The sequence below is a fragment of the Pseudonocardia sp. Ae505_Ps2 genome (assembly GCF_001932425.1).
In the GTDB taxonomy this organism is placed as follows: domain Bacteria; phylum Actinomycetota; class Actinomycetes; order Mycobacteriales; family Pseudonocardiaceae; genus Pseudonocardia.
Genome location: NZ_MCIP01000001.1, coordinates 5216344 through 5233389, shown reverse-complemented (window position 1 = coordinate 5233389; position 17046 = coordinate 5216344). Strand labels below are relative to the sequence as shown.

Sequence of the window (17046 nt, the reverse complement as noted above, 5' to 3'; positions counted from 1 at the left end):
CCGTGACGGAGATCGATTACCATTCCCGAGGTCACGCTGAGCGAGACAGGAGCACCTGGATGAGGGAACGCCCCGGTCCCACGCCGCTGGTCGGCCGTGACCGTGAGGCGTCCTGGCTCCGCGGTGCCTCCGCCGCCGCGGCCGACGGTTCCGGGGCGGCCCGGCTGCTGCTCGGCGCCCCGGGTCTGGGCAAGACCGCACTGCTCACCGAGCTGTGCGAGGCGACCTCCGGCCCGGTGCGGGTACTGCGCGCCGCGGCGACGCGTGGCCGCGCCGAGTCCGGGTTCGGCGTGGTCCGGGAACTGCTCGGCCCCGACGCCGCCGCCAGGGCGGCCACCCTTCCCGGCGGGGCACGTTGGGCGCGGGCCGCTCTCGCCGACCCCGGGACCGACCGCACGGACGGCGGCAGTGCGGTCGGGGCGGTTCCCGAGCTGCACGGGGCCCTGCACGCCCTGTACTGGCTGACCGTCGACCTGACCGGCGACGGTCCGCTGCTCCTGGTCGTCGACGACCTGCAGTGGTCCGACGACGAGTCGCTCGCGTTCCTGGGCTTCCTGCTCCGGCGTCTGTCCGGGCTGCCGCTGGGAGTGGTCCTGGCCGCGCGGCCCGGCCCCGGCGGTGGTCCGGGCGAGCGGCTGGCCGGGATCGCCGCGGCGGCCGGCGACGCGGTGCGCACGCTGGCCCCGCTGGACCGCGACGACGTCCGACGGCTGGCCGCCCTGCGCGCCGGTGCGCCGCCCGAGGAGTCCCGCCTGGACACCCTGGTCCGGGTCTCCGGCGGCAACCCGCTGCTCGTCGAGCAGCTCGTCCCGGACGGCGGCGGCGAGATCGTGCTCCCCGCCGAGGCCTCAGAGGAGGTCGTGGACGACCTGGTGGAGCACCAGGTCCGGCTCGGTGGCGCGGCGCCCACGGCGGTCGCGCTCGCCGTCGTCGGCGAGGCCGGGGAGGATCTCCTCGCCGCCGTCGCCCGGGTCCCGACCGCCACGGTCCGGGAGTCGCTCGCGGCGCTGGCCGCGTGCGGGCTGACCCTGCCGGGGCGGGCGGCGTTCCGGCACGACCGGCTCCGGGGCGCGGTCCTGCGTCGCTGCGCGGGCCCGGGGGAGCTCGACACGCTGCGTCGGCGCGCCGGACGGGTGCTCTCGGACGCCGGGAGCCCCGCCGAGCTCGTCGCCGGCATCCTCGAACCGCTCCCGGCGCCGCCCGAGCCGTGGATGGTCGACGTGTTCGCCGAGGCCGCCGACTCCGCCGCCCGGCGCGGCGCGCCCGGCACCGAGGCCCGCCTCCTCGACCTGGTGGTCCGGGCCCGGCCCGACGACGTCGAGGTCCGGCTGCGGCTGGCCGCCACGATCGGCCAGCGGGACCCGGACCGCGCGCTGGACCACCTGCAGCACGCACTGGACGTCGCGCACGACATGGCCGGGCGGGCACGGGCGGCGGCCGCCTTCGCGATGACCGCCCTGGCCGTGCAGCGTGCCCCCGAGGGCGTGGAGCTCCTGGAACGGGTCCTCACCGAGCTCGACGGTGACACCACGCCGGCCGCGGCCGAGCTCCGCACGCACCTCGAGGCCGCGCTGCTCGTGGTGGGGCTCGACGAGAAGCGGACGGTCGCCCCGACCATGGCGCGGATGCGCGCCATGTCGGTCCCGGAGGGACGCACGCCCGCCGAACGCCAGAAGCTGGCCATGATGACCGTCGCCACGGCGATGCAGGGTGGCCCGGCCGTCGCCGCCGTCGACGGGGCCCGCCGGGTCCTGCTCGGCGACGACGGCGGGCTGGGTGGCTGGGCGGCGCTGGCGTCGTCGCTGGTCCTGCGCCTCGGCGACGAGACGGCGGAGTCCGACGCCGTGCTCGACCGGCTCGTGGTGGCTGCCCGCGACCGCGCGTCGGCGTGGACCTACGCCTTGGTGACCGGGGCCCGGTCGACGAACCGGCTCGCGACCGGCGACCTGCTGGAGGCCGAGCTCGACGCGCTGGCCGCGCTGGAGATCACCAGCCGGGAGACCTGGTCGGACAACGCCGTCGTCCCCACGATCGCGCTGGCGAGCGTCCGGGTCCACCGGGGCGACCCGGCCGGTGCGGAGGAGCTGCTCGACGGCATCTCCCGCCCGCGCACCGAGGACTTCGCGTGGGAGTACCACGACCTGCTGATGGGCCGGGCCGGGGCGCGCGCCGTCGCCGGCGACACCGAGGGGGCGCTGCGGACCTACGAGCGCTGCGGCCGCAGCCTGGCCGAGGCGGGCATCGCCAACCCGGTGTTCGCGCCGTGGTGGGCGGAGGCCGCGATGCTGCTGGGTGACCTGGGCCGGCACCGGGAGGCCGCCGCTGCCGCCGAGCACGGCGCGGAGCTCGCGGACCGCTGGGGCACCCCGCGTGGGGCGGGCCTCGCCCTGCTCGCGGCCGCCGCGGCGGACCCTGCTCGCGCCCACCCGCTGCTGGCCGAGGCCGTGGACGCCCTGGAACGCAGCCCCGCCCGGCTCGACCAGGCTCGTGCCCGTCGCCGCCTCGGGACGGAGCTGCTGCGCCAGGGCCGGGTACGGGCCGCCCGGAGCCAGCTGCGCACCGCCGCCCAGCTCGCTGCGCGCTGCGGCGCGGTCCACGAGGCCGGGACCGCCCGCGACCTGCTCGTCGCCGCCGGCGGGCGGATGCGCCGCCCCCGCGGATCCCCGCTCGACTCGCTGACGGCCGCCGAGCACCGTGTGGTCCGCCTCGCCGCCCAGGGCCTGCGCAACCGGGAGATCGCCGAGGCCCTGTTCGTGACCCTGCGCACGGTCGAGGTGCACCTCACGGGCGCCTACCGCAAGCTCGGCGTCGCGGACCGCTCCGCGCTCACCGCCCTGGTCTGTGCGGCCACCGCGGGCGAGGGCATCGCACCGGTGTCGGGAAGCGCCACCGGATGACGGAACCGGTCGAGCGCTCCGCGGCGCTGGCCGCGCTGGACGGCTTCGTCGAACGTGCCGCCCGGGGCGAGGCTCCCCTCTGCGTCGTGACCGGCCTCCCCGGCACCGGCCGTTCGCTGCTGGCGCGGCGCACCGCAGAACGGGCCGTGGACCGCGGGGTGCGGGTGCTGCGCGCCCGTGCGCTGCCGCCCGCGGCGGGCCGGGAGCCGGGGGCTGCGGCCGACCTCGTCGCCGATCTCGTGGCCGACCTCGTCGACGACCTGCCGGGCGCCGGGCCGGCCGGGTCCGCAGCTGCCCACCTGAGCGCCGCGGTCCTGCACGACCGGTGCCGGGTCGTGCTCGCCGCCGCGGCGTCGCGCCCGGTGCTCGTCGTGGTGGACGACCTCCTGCGGGCGGACCCCCGGAGCCGGGTGTGGCTGCAGATGCTGCTGCGGCGCAGGCACTCCGCCCCGATCGCCGGACTCGTCGTGCTCGACGGGGCACAGGACCCGTCCGGATGGGACGTGCCTCCCGCCGGCCCCGGCGACCTGCTGGTGCGCACCGCGCCGCTCACCCTGGGCGGCGTCCGCGCGGTCCTGGTCGCGGCCGGCGTCGCCCCCGACCGGCGCACCACCGTGCTGGCCCGGCGCGCCACCGGCGGCAACCCCGCGGTGCTGGACGCCGCGCTGGCCAGGCTCGGCAGCAGAGCCGCGACCGCCGAGGCGCTGTGCCGCGCGGCCGTCGATGCCCGCCGGGAGCAGGTCGGCTCGGTGCTCGACAGGCTGCCCGCCGACTTGTCGGCCCCGCTGCTGGCGCTCGCCGTCTGCGGGGGTGAGCTCGAACCGGTCTCGGCCCGCCTCGGCGGGCCGGGACCGGGCACCGCCGGCCGGGTCCGGGACCGGCTGCGCGCCACCGGCCTGGTCACCGGTGCCCGGCTGGTGCCGGACGGCCGGGTCGTCGTCGAGGAGGTCCTCGCACGGATCGGCGCACCGGAGCGGCGCGCGCTGTTCCTCGAGGCGATCGAGCTCGCCATACGCTGCGGCCTGCCCGACGACGCCGTCGCCCGCATCGCCCGCTCCGCGCCGACACTGCAGCACCCCCCGCTGGGCGAGCTGCTGCTGGCGGTCGCGCGGCGGCGGCGGGCCGCCGGGCGTGCGGCGGAGGCGGCCGGGCTCGTCGAACGAGCCCTGGGCGAACCGGTCCCACCCCGGACCCGCGCGGACCTGACCCAGGAGCTCGTCCGCGCCCGCGAGCGCACCGATCCCGCGACGGCCGCGCGGCTGCTGGCCCGTTGCGCGGTCGTGCCGGTCCTTCCCGGTGGGCCCGTGGACCTCGACCCGGTCGTGGTCGACACGCTGCTGTGCCGCGGTGAGGTGCGGGCGGTGCGCAACGTGGTCGCCGCCGTCCGCCGGTCGGCGGCCCCCGGGGGCAACCGGCCCGCCGTCCTCGTGCCGGCCCGGATGGCCGACGAGCTCGGCTACGACCTCACGCCCGCGCTCGGCGAGGAGGCCCCGGCGTCCGGGGCGACGGCGGTCCCGGACGGGGTGGCCGCGTGGAGCCTCACGCTGCGCGCCCAGGCGCGGGACCGTGCCGTCGCGCTCGCCCGTGCGGCGCTCGCCGCGACCGGCGGGGACGCCGTCGCGGTGACCCCGCGTGTCCTGGCGGCGGCCACCCTCGCCGCGGCCGGGCACCGGTCGGAGGCCCTCGACGCGACCGGGCACCTGCTGCTCGGCCTGACCCGCCGCGGCCGGGTCCCCGCCGCGGTCTGGGCCGTGTCGAGCCTGATGCAGCTGTCCGCGGGCCGGCGCGACGCCGCTCGGCGCGACCTCGACAGCGCCTGGTCGTCACCCGAAGCGGACGGGGCCCCCCTCGTCGCGGCGGCCGCCGTCCTGCTGAACCTCGCCGACGACAGCCCGGACGCCGCCCTGGCCGTGCTGGCCCGACCGGCCGAGCCCGACATCGACCGGCCCGGGTCCGCGTTGCTGCGGTACGCCGCCGGGCTCGCCCGGCACCGCTGCGGTGACCCGCCCGGTGCACTGGCCGAGTACCTCGCCTGTGGCCGGCTGCTGCTCGACCGGGGCCGGGTCAACCCGGTCCTGGCACCGTGGCGCTCCGGCGCGGCCCGGGTCCTGGCGGCGCGCGGTGACCACGACGGCGCCGACCGGCTCCTGGCCGATGAGCTGCGGCTGGCACGCCGCTGGGGGACGCCCGCCCCGGTCGCCGCCGCCTGCCGACACACCGACCGAGCTCCCGTGCCCCACCCCGCCGGCACTCCCCGTTCCGATGCGTGACGCCGTGGACGCCGCGGTCGAGCGACTCCTGGCCGGCGCGGTGCAGGGCCGAGGCGGCGCCGTCGTGGTCCGGGGCGGTGTCGGCTCCGGCCGCACCACCGTGCTCGACGACGCCGCCGCAGCGGCGGCCGCCCGGGGGATGCAGGTGCTGCGTGCCACGGCGGCACCGGCCGAGACCGGTTTCGACCACGGGGTGACCCACCAGCTCGTCGACCCGCTGTTGCTCGGCGCCCGGGGCTGGCACCTCGCCGCGCCACCGACCGGGCTGCTCCCGGGCCGCGACCCGGCCGTGGAGTACGGAGCCGGGGCCCGCGACCGGACGCTGTGGCGGTTCGTCGAGGCGCTGGCCGGCCGGGTGCCGCTGGCCGTGCTGGTCGACGACCTGCAGTGGTCGGATCCGGCGTCGCTGCGCTGGTTGACCCGGCTCGCGGACCGGTCCGCCGGGCAGCCGATCGCCCTCGTCGGGACGGTACTGGCCGGGCAGGCCACGACCGGTGGTCCTGCCGACGACGGGGCCCTGCTGCGTGCTCTCCTCGCCGTCTGCGGATCGGTCCACCTGCACCCCCTGGACGTGCCGGCGACGACCGCCCTGGTGCGCGAGCGGTGTGGCCCCGGCGCCACCTCGGCCTTCCTCGACGCGGTCGGCGACGTCTGCCACGGGGTCCCGTCGGTCCTGCACGCCGTGCTCGACGAGGTCCGCGGCCTCCGCCCGGACGACGACGCCGTCGCGGCGGTCCGTGCCGCCCGGCCCTCCGCACTGCGCGAGCGGCTGCGTCGGGCGGCTCGTCTGCTCCCCGACCCGGCCCGGACGTACCTGCAGGCCGTCGCGGTCCTCGACGGTGCCGGACCGGGCTCGCCGGCCGACCGGCTGTCCGGGCTCGACCCGGTGGACCGGGCTGCCGCCGTCGCCCGGCTCGTGGGGGACGGGCTGCTGGTGGGGGATCCGCCGCGGGTCCTGCACCCGCTGCTCGGGGAGGTTGCCGCCGACCCGGACGGGTGGGAGGACCTGCACCTGCGCGCCGCCCGGCTCCGTCTGGAGCTGGGCCACGGCTCGGAGGAGATCGCCGCCCACCTGCTCGCCGTCGCCGCGCCCCTGCAGCGGTGGGGGATCGAGATCCTGCGGGCCGCCGCCCACAGGGCGGCCACCCTCGACCCCGGCTCGTCGCGCGCGGTCCGCTACCTCCGCCGTGCCCTGCTCGACGACGACTCGACCGGCCGGGACCGGGGTGCGCTGCTCGTCGAGCTCGCCGCCGCCGAGTACACCGAGGAGTCGTCGACCGCGGTCCGTCACGTGGGCCAGGCGGTACGGTTGCTCGACTCCCCGCGCGACCGGGCACGCGCCCTCGCTGTGCTCGACCCGGCGCTGCTGCGTGACGCCCCCGAGCCGCTGCGTGCCGCCGTGCGGGACCTCGCTGCCGCGTCCCCGCCCGGGTTGCCCACGGCGCACGACGCGCAGGCACTCGACGACGACGACGCCCGCGAGCTGCGGCTGCGCATCCTGACCCGCTCGCTGCGCCTCGACGAGGACGAACCCGGTGGGACCGACGCCGTCGCGGGCATGCTGGACGAGGCTCTCGCCTCCGCCGATCCGCTCCTGAGCACCGCCGCCGGCCGGGAGCTGCTCGCGGTGGTGCTGCACGGTGCGGCGGAGGCCGGTACCGGGTCCGCCGCGGCGGTCGCCCACGTCGCCTCCCGGGTCCTGAAGGTCGCCTCACCACAGGAGCTGCGGTCCCCGGCCGGAGTGGCCGCAGGGGACGGACACCGCGGGCTGCTGATCACCGCACTGGTCGCGGCCGGTCGGGCAGCAGCACTGACCGTCTGGCTCGCCGAGCGCCCCGGTGCCGATCCCCGCGACCGGGCCGAGGCCGAGCTGGTACGACTCGCCTGCGGTGTGCCGTCCGAGCAGCCGGCCGCGGCACGTCCGTACCCGGACGGCCGGCCGGTCGCGTTCACCATCGCCCTGGCCTGCACCGCCGCGTCCGCCGGGGCCCGGCTCGACGACCGGGACCCGGACCGGGCCGGACTCGCCGCCCACATCCGACGCCGACTCGTCCGGGCCACGGCCGCGCTCGCCGAGGACGCCCCCGCGCTCGCCCTGGAATGCGTGTGGGACGCCGGACGGCACCTGGACCATCTCGGATGGTGCAACCCCGCTCTGTTCCCGTGGCGCGGCTGGGCCGCGGAGCTGCTCGCCGGTCGCGGCGACCGGGCCGCGGCTCTCCGCCTGCTGGACGAGGAGCTGGAGCGGGCGCTGGCCTGGGGCGCTCCCGGGCCCGTGCAGCGGGCACGACGGCTCCGCGACCGGGTCCTCGGGACCGGCACCGACGATTCCGCCGGGCACGACCGACCGGGTACGGGGCTCTCGCCCGTCGCTCCGGTGCCGCCCCCGCCGGTGCTCCCCGCCGAGCAGACCCGCCCGGATCCGGCCGCGTCCACCCGCGCACGGACCGCGGATCCGGCGGGCACGGCCGGGTCCGGCGTCGCAGGGGCCGACCGGCTCACCGCCGCCGAGCTGCGCGTCGTCGAGCTCGCCGCAGCAGGCGACGGGAACCAGCAGATCGCCGCGCGCCTCGGCCTCAGCCGCCGCGCCGTGGAGAAGCGGCTGACCAGCGCCTACCGCCGGCTGGGCATCAGCGGCCGGGCGGAGCTGCGGCCCCGCGGGTGATCCCGGCGGCCGCCTGCCCGGCCGCCCTCACCCGTCGCGGTCACTGCTCCAGCGCGGCCAGGTCCTTGCGGGCCCGCTCCAGCTCCGCCTCCAGCTCCGCGACCCGCGCGGCCTTCGCCGACCGGGCCCCCTCGATGAGCTCGTCGACCGGACCGGACAGGTCGGCGTGCAGCGCCGCGGCGGCCGCGGACACCGCCGACGCGGTCACCGGCAGCCCCCGCGCCACCCAGGTGCTGCCCTGCTTCAGCTCCGCCTGCCAGTCGCCGTCGGCGGAACCGCTGACGGTCAGGGTCATGGTCACGACCCGGGTGGTGCGGGCCGTCGAGCCCGGTGGCCGCCCCCGCCTCCGCTTCGGCGGCTCGGGCGTCGCGGCCCCCGCGGCCCCCGCGGCCCCCGTGGGGTCCGCGGTGTCTGCGGTGCCCGCGGACGGGGTCTCCCCGCCGGTCGTCAGCTCGTCGTCCACGTGCGTCCTCGTCCCTCTCCACTCGGCTGCACGGCCAGCTACAAGGGTGATTCACGAACGCCCGTTCGCCGGTAGCGACCCGCCGGATTGGTCCGTGTGGGTGTCGACGTCCGGCCTTCGGTGACGGTCCGGTGCGGCGGAGGTCACCCACAGGAGGTCCCGCGTGCGTGCGGCCCGGCTGCCAACATCGTGAGCATGCGCATCGACCACCTCGACCACCTCGTGCTGACCGTCGCCGACGTCGACGCCACCGTCGCCTTCTACACCCGCGTGCTCGGCATGGAGGCCGTCGAGTTCGGCGGTGGGCGCCGCGCACTCGCCTTCGGCCCCAGCAAGATCAACCTGCACCGGGCGGGGCACGAGTTCGAGCCGAAGGCCGACCGGCCCACCCCGGGCAGCGCCGACCTGTGCCTGATCACCCTCGACCCGATCGAGCAGGTCCGGCGTGAGCTGGCCGAGGCCGGCGTCGCCGTCGAGGAGGGGCCGGTCGAGCGGACCGGGGCACGGGGCCCGCTGCTCAGCGTCTACCTGCGGGACCCCGACGGGAACCTGGTCGAGATCAGCAACGAGCTCTGAGCCGTCGCACGCCTCCGGCCGGCCCTAATCTGGACCGCTGTGACGTCACGGCTCGTGCGCACCGTCCGCTTCCACGCCACGGGCGGCCCGGAGGTGCTGCGGATCGAGCACCTGCCGCTGCGCGACCCGGGCCCGGGGGAGGTGCGGATCCGGGTGCACGTGGTCGGGCTCAACCGCTCCGAGGTGAACTTCCGCCGCGGCACCTACCTCGACGCCCCGGTGCTCCCCGCGGGACTGGGGAGCGAGTGCTCGGGCACCGTGCTCGACACCGGCCCGGGGGTGACGGGTTGGGCACCCGGCGACGAGGTGTGCGTGATCCCGGCGTCGTCGCAGAACGAGCACCCGGTCTACGCCGACGAGGCCGTCGTGCCGGTCCGGTCGCTGCTGGCCCGCCCACCCGGTCTCGACGACGACGGCGCCGCCGCCCTGTGGATGCCGCTGCTGACCGTGTGGGGCATGACCCGCCACGCCACCCGGCTGCGGAAGGGCGACCGGCTCGTCGTCACGGCCGCGGCGAACAGCGTCGGGGCCGCGGCGCTGCAGGTCGCGCGGCACCTCGGGGTGCACGCCGTCGCCGTCGTGTCCGACGACCGGCACGCCGATGTCCTGCGTGCCGCCGGTGCCGCGGAGGTGCTGGCCGGTACGCCCGGCCCCGACGACCTGCGGGCGGCGCTGGGCGGAGGCGCCGACCTGGTCCTCGACGCCGAGGGCGGCCCGGGCGTCGCGCGGCTGGTGCGGGCCTGCGCGCCGGGCGGTGCGGTGATCGTGCACGGCGGGCTGTCCGGGGAGCCGACACCGCTGCCCGCGGCCGGGTACGCGCCGGTCTGGCTGCGCCGCTTCCACGTCCGCGAGGTCACCGGTGACGCGGAGACGCTGGCCCGCGCCGAGGCGTTCGCCCGCGCCGGGCTGGCCGCGGGCACGCTCGTCCCGCTGGTCGAGCGGGTCTTCGACCTCGACGACGGCGTCGCGGCCGTTGCCGCCGCGCACGAGCACCTGGAGTCACCGGACCGTGCCCCCGGCAAGCCGGTCCTGCGGACCGGTCAGCGGAACACGTAGGAGCCCAGCAGGGCGTTCCCGAGGCCGGCGACCAGGCCGAGTGCGCCGAGGGTGATCGCGACGACGGCGGTGCGCCCCGCCCCGCGCCGGCGGGCCGCGACGCCCATCCACATCGCGACCGCCCCACCGGCCCAGCCGAGCACGGCCAGCAGCAGGGCGCCGATCGCGGCGAGCGCGCCCAGGAACGCGGCCTGCCGGGCGAGGCGGTCGGCCTCGGCGGCGATGTGCGGCACGGAGCCTCCTCGACGTCGGGACCCCGACCGTAGCGGGACATGGGCACGGTCACGGTCGTTCGCATTGCTCATGAGATGGGTTGCGTGATGCAATGTTCAACAGGTCCGAAACGTCCATGATCTCTCCGGGGTCCGTTCCCGGGGAAAGGCGATGACATGTCCCGAACATCCGGTGCGGAGCACGCCCCCAGCCCGTTCCGTCAGCCCAAGGCCGTCTGGGCGGTGGCCTTCGCCTGTGTCATCTCGTTCATGGGGATCGGGCTGGTCGACCCGATCCTGCCGTCGCTGTCCGGGCAGCTGAACGCCTCGCACGCCGAGGTCGAGCTGCTGTTCACCAGCTACCTCGTCGTCACGGCGATCGCGATGCTGGTGACCGGCTGGGTGTCGTCCCGGATCGGTGCGAAGAAGACCCTCATCACCGGCCTGGCGCTGATCGTGGTGTTCGCCGCGCTGGCCGGGGCGTCGTCGGGGATCTGGGGCATCGTCGGCTTCCGCGCCGGCTGGGGCCTGGGCAACGCGCTGTTCATCGCGACCTCGCTCGCGGTGATCGTCGGCTCGGCCTCGGGCGGGTTCGCCGGCGCGATCGTGCTCTACGAGACCGCGCTCGGCGTCGGCATCGCCACGGGTCCGTTGCTCGGCGGGCTGCTCGGCACCGTGTCCTGGCGGGGCCCGTTCTTCGGTGTCTCGGTGCTGATGCTGATCGCGCTCGTCGCGACCGTCGTGCTGCTGGAGCCGACGCCGGTCCCGACCCGCAAGGCGACGTTCTCCGAGCCGCTGACCGCGCTGCGCCACCGCGCGCTCGCCACGACCAGCGGGGTCGGGCTGCTCTACAACTGGGGCTTCTTCACCCTGCTCGGCTACGCACCGTTCCTGATGGGCGGGCTCGACCCGATCTCGCTCGGCGCGGTGTTCTTCGGCTGGGGCCTGCTCGTCGCGGTCTTCGCGGTGTTCGGCGCGCCCTGGCTCAAGGACCGCTTCGGCACCGCGCGCACCCTCTACGGCGCGCTCGTCGGCATCGCGGTCCTGCTCGCGGCGATCGGGCTGTTCGACACCGTGCCCGCCGTGGTGATCGTCGCGGTGGTCCTGTCCGGCATCGTGGTCGGTGTCAACAACACCCTGGTCACGACGGCGGTCATGTCGATCTCGCCGGTGCCCCGCCCGACCGCGTCGGCCACCTACGGGTTCGTCCGGTTCATCGGCGGCGGCCTCGCCCCGTTCGCCGCGGGTCTGATGGCCGCGGCCGTCGGTGCCTCGGTGCCGTTCCTGATCGCCGCGGTCGTCGTGCTGGTGGGCGTGGTGCTGCTGGCGACGATCCGCCGCGATCTCGACGCCGCCGACGCCGAGGCCGAGCAGCCCGGCCCGTCGCACGAGCGGGCCGACGCCGAGGCCGCGGTCCGGGAGGTGCCCGGGCTGCCGACCGAGGCCGTGATCGCCGAGGACGCGCTGCAGCACGACCGGCGCTGAGCAGGATCCGCCCGAGCGGCCCCCGCCCGGACCGTCCGGACGGGGGCCGCCGCGGTGGGTGCGCCGCGGTGGGTGCGCCCGGCCGGTGGCTCAGCCGGTGACGAGGGCGGCGAAGCGGTCCAGGTCGACGTTGCCGCCGGAGATCGTGACGCCGATCCGCGCCCCCGCCCACCGCTGCGGGTCCGCGGCGACGGCGGCCCGGACTCCCGCGAACGCCAGCGCCCCGGTCGGCTCGACGAGCACCTTGTAGCGCGACGCGAACAGCGCCATCGACTCGACCAGGGCGGCGTCGGGCACCGTCACGATGTCGGTGACGAGCCGCGAGATCACCGGGAACGTGTGGTCGCCGAGGTGGGTGGTGGCGGCGCCGTCGGCGAGGGTGCGGGGCTGCGGGATGCGCACGACGTGCCCGGCGCGCAGGGACTGCAGGCCGTCGTCGCCGGCCTCGGGCTCGACGCCGTACACCCGGGCGTCGGGGGACAGGGCCTGGGCCGCGAGCAGGGACCCGGACAGCAGCCCGCCCCCGCCGAGGCAGACGAACAGCGCGTCGAGCGGACCGTGGTCGGTCAGCAGCTCGAGCACCGCGGTGCCCTGACCGGCGATGACGTTCGGGTGGTCGTAGGGCGGGACGAGGGTGAGCCCGCGCTCCTCGGACAGCGCGGTCGCGATGGCGTCGCGGTCCTCGGTCCAGCGGTCGTAGCCGATCACCTCGGCGCCGTAGCCGCGGGTGGCGGCGAGCTTCGTGGCGGGGGCGTCGTGCGGCATCACGATGGTCGCGGGCACCTCCAGCAGCTGCGCGGCCAGCGCGACGGCCTGGGCGTGGTTGCCCGAGGAGAACGCGACCACCCCGGCTCGCCGCTCGGCCGCCGTCAGCCGGGACAGCGTGTGGAACGCCCCGCGGAACTTGAAGCTCCCGGTGCGCTGCAGGTTCTCCGCCTTCACGAGCAGCTGCGCGCCGAGCTCGGCGTCGGTGAGCCGGGAGGTCAGGACGGGGGTGTGGTGGGCGTGCCCGCGCAGGATCGCCGCGGCGGCACCGACGTCGTCGGGGGTGGGGAGAGCAATCACCGGACCACCTTCCGCCGCCCGGCGGAGCAGGTTCAAGCCCGTTCGGGTTCATTCCCGTTCGGGTGTAACGACCGACACGTCCGGATCGCTGCTACCTGCGTGGCTCCCCCCACGTCCCCCGGAAGGACACCCCCGATGCGCCTCCGTTCCCTGTCCGCCGCCGCGCTCCTCGCGACCGTGGCCGCCCTCCCGCTCGCCGGCACCGCCTTCGCCCAGGACCGAAACTGCAAGGACTTCGCGAGCCAGGCCGACGCCCAGGCGGCCCTGACCCCGGGCGACCCCGAGAACCTCGACGCGAACGACAACGGCGTGGCCTGCGAGGACTACGACTACGGCGTCGCGTCCACCGCCACGGCCGCGTCCGACGACTCCACCCAGGTCACCGCGACGCCGGTCGGTGGCGTCGAGGCCGGTGGCGGCCCGGCCGACGTGCTGCCGCTGGCGCTCGGTGCCGTCGCCGCCGGTGGTATCGGCGCGGTCGCGGTGCGCCGCGTCGCCGTCGGTCGCCGCGGCTGATCCCGGCACGTGCCCGGCTCCGCCCTCCCGGTGCCCGGCCCCGCCGCACCGTCCGGTGCGCGGGCCGGGCACGGCGCCGTGGCCGGGGACCGGTCCGGAGGCGGATCGGTGGCCGGGGACCGGTCCGGAGGCGGATCGGTGGCCGGGGACCGGTCCGGAGGCAGAACGGCGGCCGCAGACCGGTCCGGACATGGGCCGGTGGCCGCGGACTGGTCTGGACATGGGCCGGTGGCCGGTGACCGGGCCGGGACGGTGCGGCGCGGGAGCCCGGACCGGCGGCGATGGGCGCGGCGCCGGGCCGGTGCGCTGCGCCGGGTGACACGGGTGCTGGCGCCGCTCGGTGTCCTCACCGCCACGCTGCTGCTCGCCGACCCCGCGGGCGCACCCGAGCCCGGGGCGACGGCCGTCGCGTCGGTCCCGGTGACCGCTCCGGGGCCCGCACCGGGCGCGTTGCTGCCGCCGGGGCCCGCGCCGCTGGTGCGCTCGGAGCCGGTCCGGCTCCGGGTCGACCGGCTCGGGCTCGACACCGTGCCCCGGCCGATGGGGCTGACCGCGGACCGGTCGATGGAGGTCCCCGCGGACGCGGGCACCGTCGGCTGGTACACCGGCGCGCCGACCCCCGGTGAGGTCGGGCCCGCCGTGCTCACCGCGCACGTCGACTGGAAGGGGCTCCCCGGAGCCTTCGCCGACCTGGACACCCTGGAGCCCGGCGACGAGATCCGCGTCGACCGCGCCGACGGGACGTCGGTGGTGTTCGCGGTGCGCCGGGTCGGGCGCTTCCCCAAGGCGGAGTTCCCGACCGCCGAGGTCTACGGCGACCTGGACCACGCGGGCCTGCGCCTGATCACCTGCGGTGGGGTGTTCGACCGGTCGGCCCGCAGCTACCTCGACAACGTCGTGGTGTTCGCCGACCAGGTCCGCTGAGCGGCCCGGCCGTCCGCGCCCCCCGTCCGCGCTCCGCGCCCCGCCGAGTGGGACCCGGGCCCGCCGCGCCGTCGCGGTCCGTCGCCCCTCGCTCGTCGAGATGCAGCTCAGCGGGCTGCGGAGATCGACAACTCCCGCTGAGCTGCATCTCGACGGCAGGGCCGCCCCGGGGCAGGGACGGCCGGGGCAGGGACGGCCGGGGCAGGGACGGCCGGAACCGGGGCGCCGCGCTCACCTGCGGCGCCCGGTGCCCCGTCCCGGTGTCGCGGTGCGCGGGTCCTCCGGCCAGGCGTGCTTCGGGTAGCGCCCGCGGAGCTCGGCCCGGACCTGCGGGTAGGCGTTGTCCCAGAACGAGTCCAGGTCCGCGGTGACCGCGGTCGGGCGCCCGGCGGGGGAGAGCAGGTGCAGCACCACCGGCACCCGCCCGTCGGCGACGGCGGGGGAGCCGGTCCACCCGAACACCTCCTGCACCTTCACCGGCAGCGCCGGGGCCGCCCCGGAGTAGTCCAGCGCGATCCGGGACCCGGTGGGGACGGTGAGCCGCTCCGGGGCCAGCTCGTCGATCCGCCCGGCGAGCCCGCCCACGGCCGCGGCGACGTACCGGCGCAGCGCGGGCCCGGCGTCGACCCGTGCCAGGTCCGAGCGTCGCCGGGCGGTGGCGAGCGGACCCGCCAGCCACCCGGCGGGATCGGCGGCGGAGTCGAGGAGCGCCTCCTCGGACACGTCCGGCCACGGTGCGCCCAGCACCCGGTGCAGGAAGCCCAGCCGCTCGCGCAGCGACACCGCGCCCGCCGTCCAGCGCAGCAGACCGGTGCCCTCGGCGCGCAGCCCGGCGACGAGCGCGTCGCGGACGGCACCCGGGTCGGGGGAGCGGTCGGGCTTCTCCGACAGCACGATCGCGCCGAGCCGGTCGACGGTGCGGGCGCGGACGTCGCCGTCGCTCCAGACGACCTCCGAGCCGGTGACCCGCAGTGGTGCGGCGGCCCGCAGCGCGGTCGGGGCATCGGTGGCCGCGGCGAGGCGGACCCGGCCGTGGGTCTGCCCGGGTCTCCGGTCGGCGACGGCCACGGCGAGCCACTCGGCGTCGCGCAGGGGACCGGGCGGGACCTCGACGGCGGTGCCACCGGCCATCAGGAACACCCCGGCCGCGGTGTCGCGGCGCCGGGCGAGCCGTTCCGGGTGGGCGAGCCCGGTGACCAGCGCGACGAGCTCGGCGCCCGCAGCCCCCTCGGCGCGAACGGTCCGTCCCCGGGCCCGCGCCGGTGTCCCGGCGGCAGCGCCGGAGCGGGCCCCGGTACTCGGCGACCCCGTGCCCGGCGACCCCGTGCCCGGCGACCCGGTGCCCGGAGACCCCGTGGCCGGCGACGCGGCAGCCGCGGGGGACGAGGAGGCCGCGGGTGTGGCAGCGCGGGCGCGGTGCAGTGCGCCGGTCAGGCGGTCCCGGTCCCCGCGCCACCGCCCGGCGCCGGGGGCGTCGCCGGAGCGCAGCCGGGCCAGCGCGGCGGTCAGGTCGTCGGCGGGGCCGGCGAGGGTGTCGTCGTCGAGGACCGCGACGATCCCGGCGACCTCCCGCGGGTCCCCTCCGGCGGCGACGCCGTCGAGCAGCGCCCTGGCGAGGCGCGGGTGCAGGCCCAGCGCGGAGATCCGTCGTCCCCGGTCGGTGACCGCGCCGTCGGGGCCGATCGCGCCGAGCGCGGTCAGCACCCCGCGTCCGGCGGCCAGCGGACCAGCCGGCGGGGCGTCCCACCAGCGCAGACCGCTGCCGTCGGGGGTGCCCCACACGGCGAGGTCCAGCGCGAGCGCGGTGAGGTCGGCGGTGCGGATCTCGGGGTCCGGGGCGTCGGCGAGCACTTCGCCCTCGGGCCAGCAGCGGTAGGCGACGCCGGGTGCCTCCCGCCCGGCGCGGCCCGCGCGCTGGGTCGCGACCGCGCGCGAGACCCGGCGGGTCACGAGGCCGGACAACCCGCGCCGGTGGTCGGTGTGCGGGACCCGGACCAGCCCGGAGTCGACGACGGCCCGCACCCCGGGCACGGTCAGGCTGGACTCGGCGACGGCGGTGGCGAGCACGATCCGCCGCCGTGGCCCGTCGCGCAGCGCCGCGTCCTGCTCGGCGGCGGGCAGCCTGCCGTGCAGCGCGAGGACGTCGGCGTCGGGTCCGAGCTCGCGCAGCGCCGACGCGGTCCGCCCGATCTCCGCGACGCCCGGCAGGAACGCCAGCACGCTGCCGTGCTCGAGTGCCCGCACGCACGTCCGGGCCACGGTGCTCTCGATCCGCTCGGTCCCGCCGCGGCCGGCCCGGGCGGGCGGGACGTGGGTGACCGCGACGTCGTGGCTGCGTGCGGCGACCTCCAGCACCGGCGCGGGCCGGTCGTCGTCGCCCAGCAGTACGGCCGGGCGGGCCGCGTCGAGGGTCGCGGAGGTGGCCAGCAGCCGCAGGTCGGGACGGAGCCCGTCGCGGGCGTCGAGCAGCAGGGTGAGCAGCAGGTCCGCGTCGAGGTGGCGTTCGTGCACCTCGTCGAGGACGACGGTGGACACCCCGGCCAGCTCCGGGTCCCCGGCGAGGCGGCGCAGCAGCAGCCCGGAGGTGACGACCTCGATCCGGGTGCCGGGCCCGGTGCGGGCGTCGCCGCGGACGCGGTAGCCGACCGGCCCGCCGACCTCGGTCCCCAGCAGCGACGACATCCGGGCCGCGGCGGCGCGGGCGGCGACCCGGCGCGGCTCGGCGACCAGCACCGTGCCCTCCGGCGCCGGGGCGAACCCGTCGAGCCCGGCCAGCGCGAGCGGCACGAGGGTGGTCTTGCCGGTGCCGGGCGGGGCGACGAGCACGGCGCCGCCGCGGTCGTCCAGCGCCGCGCGCAGGTCGTCGAGGACGACGCGGACCGGCAGGTCGGGGAGTGGGGACATCACCCCCGAGTAT

General features: G+C 77.8%; 12 protein-coding genes. 8 read left to right on the top strand and 4 right to left on the bottom strand.

Going from position 1 to position 17046, the window contains the following annotated elements:
- Positions 1-59: 59 nt before the first annotated feature.
- The 3 genes from Ae505Ps2_RS24440 to Ae505Ps2_RS24430 are packed head-to-tail and all read left to right on the top strand — an operon-like array spanning position 60 to position 7832.
- Positions 60-2897: a LuxR family transcriptional regulator gene (locus Ae505Ps2_RS24440; protein ID WP_075554030.1), complete on the top strand. Its 2838-nt coding sequence runs from the start codon at positions 60-62 to the stop codon at positions 2895-2897.
- Positions 2894-5167: an ATP-binding protein gene (locus Ae505Ps2_RS24435; protein ID WP_075554029.1), complete on the top strand. Its 2274-nt coding sequence runs from the start codon at positions 2894-2896 to the stop codon at positions 5165-5167. Before Ae505Ps2_RS24440 ends, Ae505Ps2_RS24435 begins: the two co-directional genes overlap by 4 nt.
- Positions 5160-7832 carry a LuxR family transcriptional regulator gene (locus Ae505Ps2_RS24430; protein WP_170917082.1) on the top strand — a complete coding sequence of 891 codons (2673 nt, stop codon included), beginning with the start codon at positions 5160-5162 and terminating at the stop codon, positions 7830-7832. Before Ae505Ps2_RS24435 ends, Ae505Ps2_RS24430 begins: the two co-directional genes overlap by 8 nt.
- A gap of 40 nt (positions 7833-7872) precedes the next feature.
- On the opposite strand, the gene Ae505Ps2_RS24425 is transcribed toward Ae505Ps2_RS24430, so the two are convergent.
- Positions 7873-8295 (bottom strand): DUF6319 family protein, encoded by a 423-nt coding sequence (locus Ae505Ps2_RS24425; RefSeq protein ID WP_020625785.1) that lies wholly within the window; start codon positions 8293-8295, stop codon positions 7873-7875.
- A gap of 195 nt (positions 8296-8490) precedes the next feature.
- Here Ae505Ps2_RS24425 and Ae505Ps2_RS24420 point away from each other — a divergent pair, with 195 nt between their 5' ends.
- Positions 8491-8871 (top strand): VOC family protein, encoded by a 381-nt coding sequence (locus Ae505Ps2_RS24420; RefSeq protein ID WP_043280256.1) that lies wholly within the window; start codon positions 8491-8493, stop codon positions 8869-8871.
- Between the two features lie 39 nt (positions 8872-8910).
- Positions 8911-9927, top strand: a complete 1017-nt coding sequence (locus Ae505Ps2_RS24415) for a zinc-binding dehydrogenase (protein ID WP_075306831.1) — start codon at positions 8911-8913, stop codon at positions 9925-9927.
- On the opposite strand, the gene Ae505Ps2_RS24410 is transcribed toward Ae505Ps2_RS24415, so the two are convergent.
- On the bottom strand, positions 9912-10160 hold the full coding sequence (locus tag Ae505Ps2_RS24410; protein WP_075554028.1) for a hypothetical protein: 249 nt from the start codon (positions 10158-10160) through the stop codon (positions 9912-9914). The two genes, Ae505Ps2_RS24415 and Ae505Ps2_RS24410, sit on opposite strands and share 16 nt — an antisense overlap.
- A gap of 156 nt (positions 10161-10316) precedes the next feature.
- Between Ae505Ps2_RS24410 and Ae505Ps2_RS24405 the strand changes: the two genes are divergently transcribed.
- Complete coding sequence (locus tag Ae505Ps2_RS24405) at positions 10317-11624, top strand: MFS transporter (protein ID WP_043280253.1); 1308 nt, start codon at positions 10317-10319, stop codon at positions 11622-11624.
- Positions 11625-11714: 90 nt separating this feature from the next.
- Here the strand turns inward: Ae505Ps2_RS24405 and Ae505Ps2_RS24400 are convergent, their stop codons facing one another.
- Positions 11715-12689, bottom strand: coding sequence for a threo-3-hydroxy-L-aspartate ammonia-lyase (locus Ae505Ps2_RS24400; RefSeq protein WP_170917081.1), 975 nt, complete (start codon positions 12687-12689; stop codon positions 11715-11717).
- Positions 12690-12824: 135 nt separating this feature from the next.
- Here Ae505Ps2_RS24400 and Ae505Ps2_RS24395 point away from each other — a divergent pair, with 135 nt between their 5' ends.
- Both Ae505Ps2_RS24395 and Ae505Ps2_RS24390 read left to right on the top strand, forming a co-directional pair.
- Positions 12825-13205: an excalibur calcium-binding domain-containing protein gene (locus tag Ae505Ps2_RS24395; RefSeq protein WP_075306829.1), complete on the top strand. Its 381-nt coding sequence runs from the start codon at positions 12825-12827 to the stop codon at positions 13203-13205.
- Positions 13206-13433: 228 nt separating this feature from the next.
- Complete coding sequence (locus tag Ae505Ps2_RS24390; protein ID WP_233147570.1) at positions 13434-14129, top strand: class F sortase; 696 nt, start codon at positions 13434-13436, stop codon at positions 14127-14129.
- Between the two features lie 231 nt (positions 14130-14360).
- Here the strand turns inward: Ae505Ps2_RS24390 and Ae505Ps2_RS24385 are convergent, their stop codons facing one another.
- Positions 14361-17033 (bottom strand): ATP-dependent helicase C-terminal domain-containing protein, encoded by a 2673-nt coding sequence (locus Ae505Ps2_RS24385; RefSeq protein WP_075311908.1) that lies wholly within the window; start codon positions 17031-17033, stop codon positions 14361-14363.
- Positions 17034-17046 lie beyond the last annotated feature (13 nt).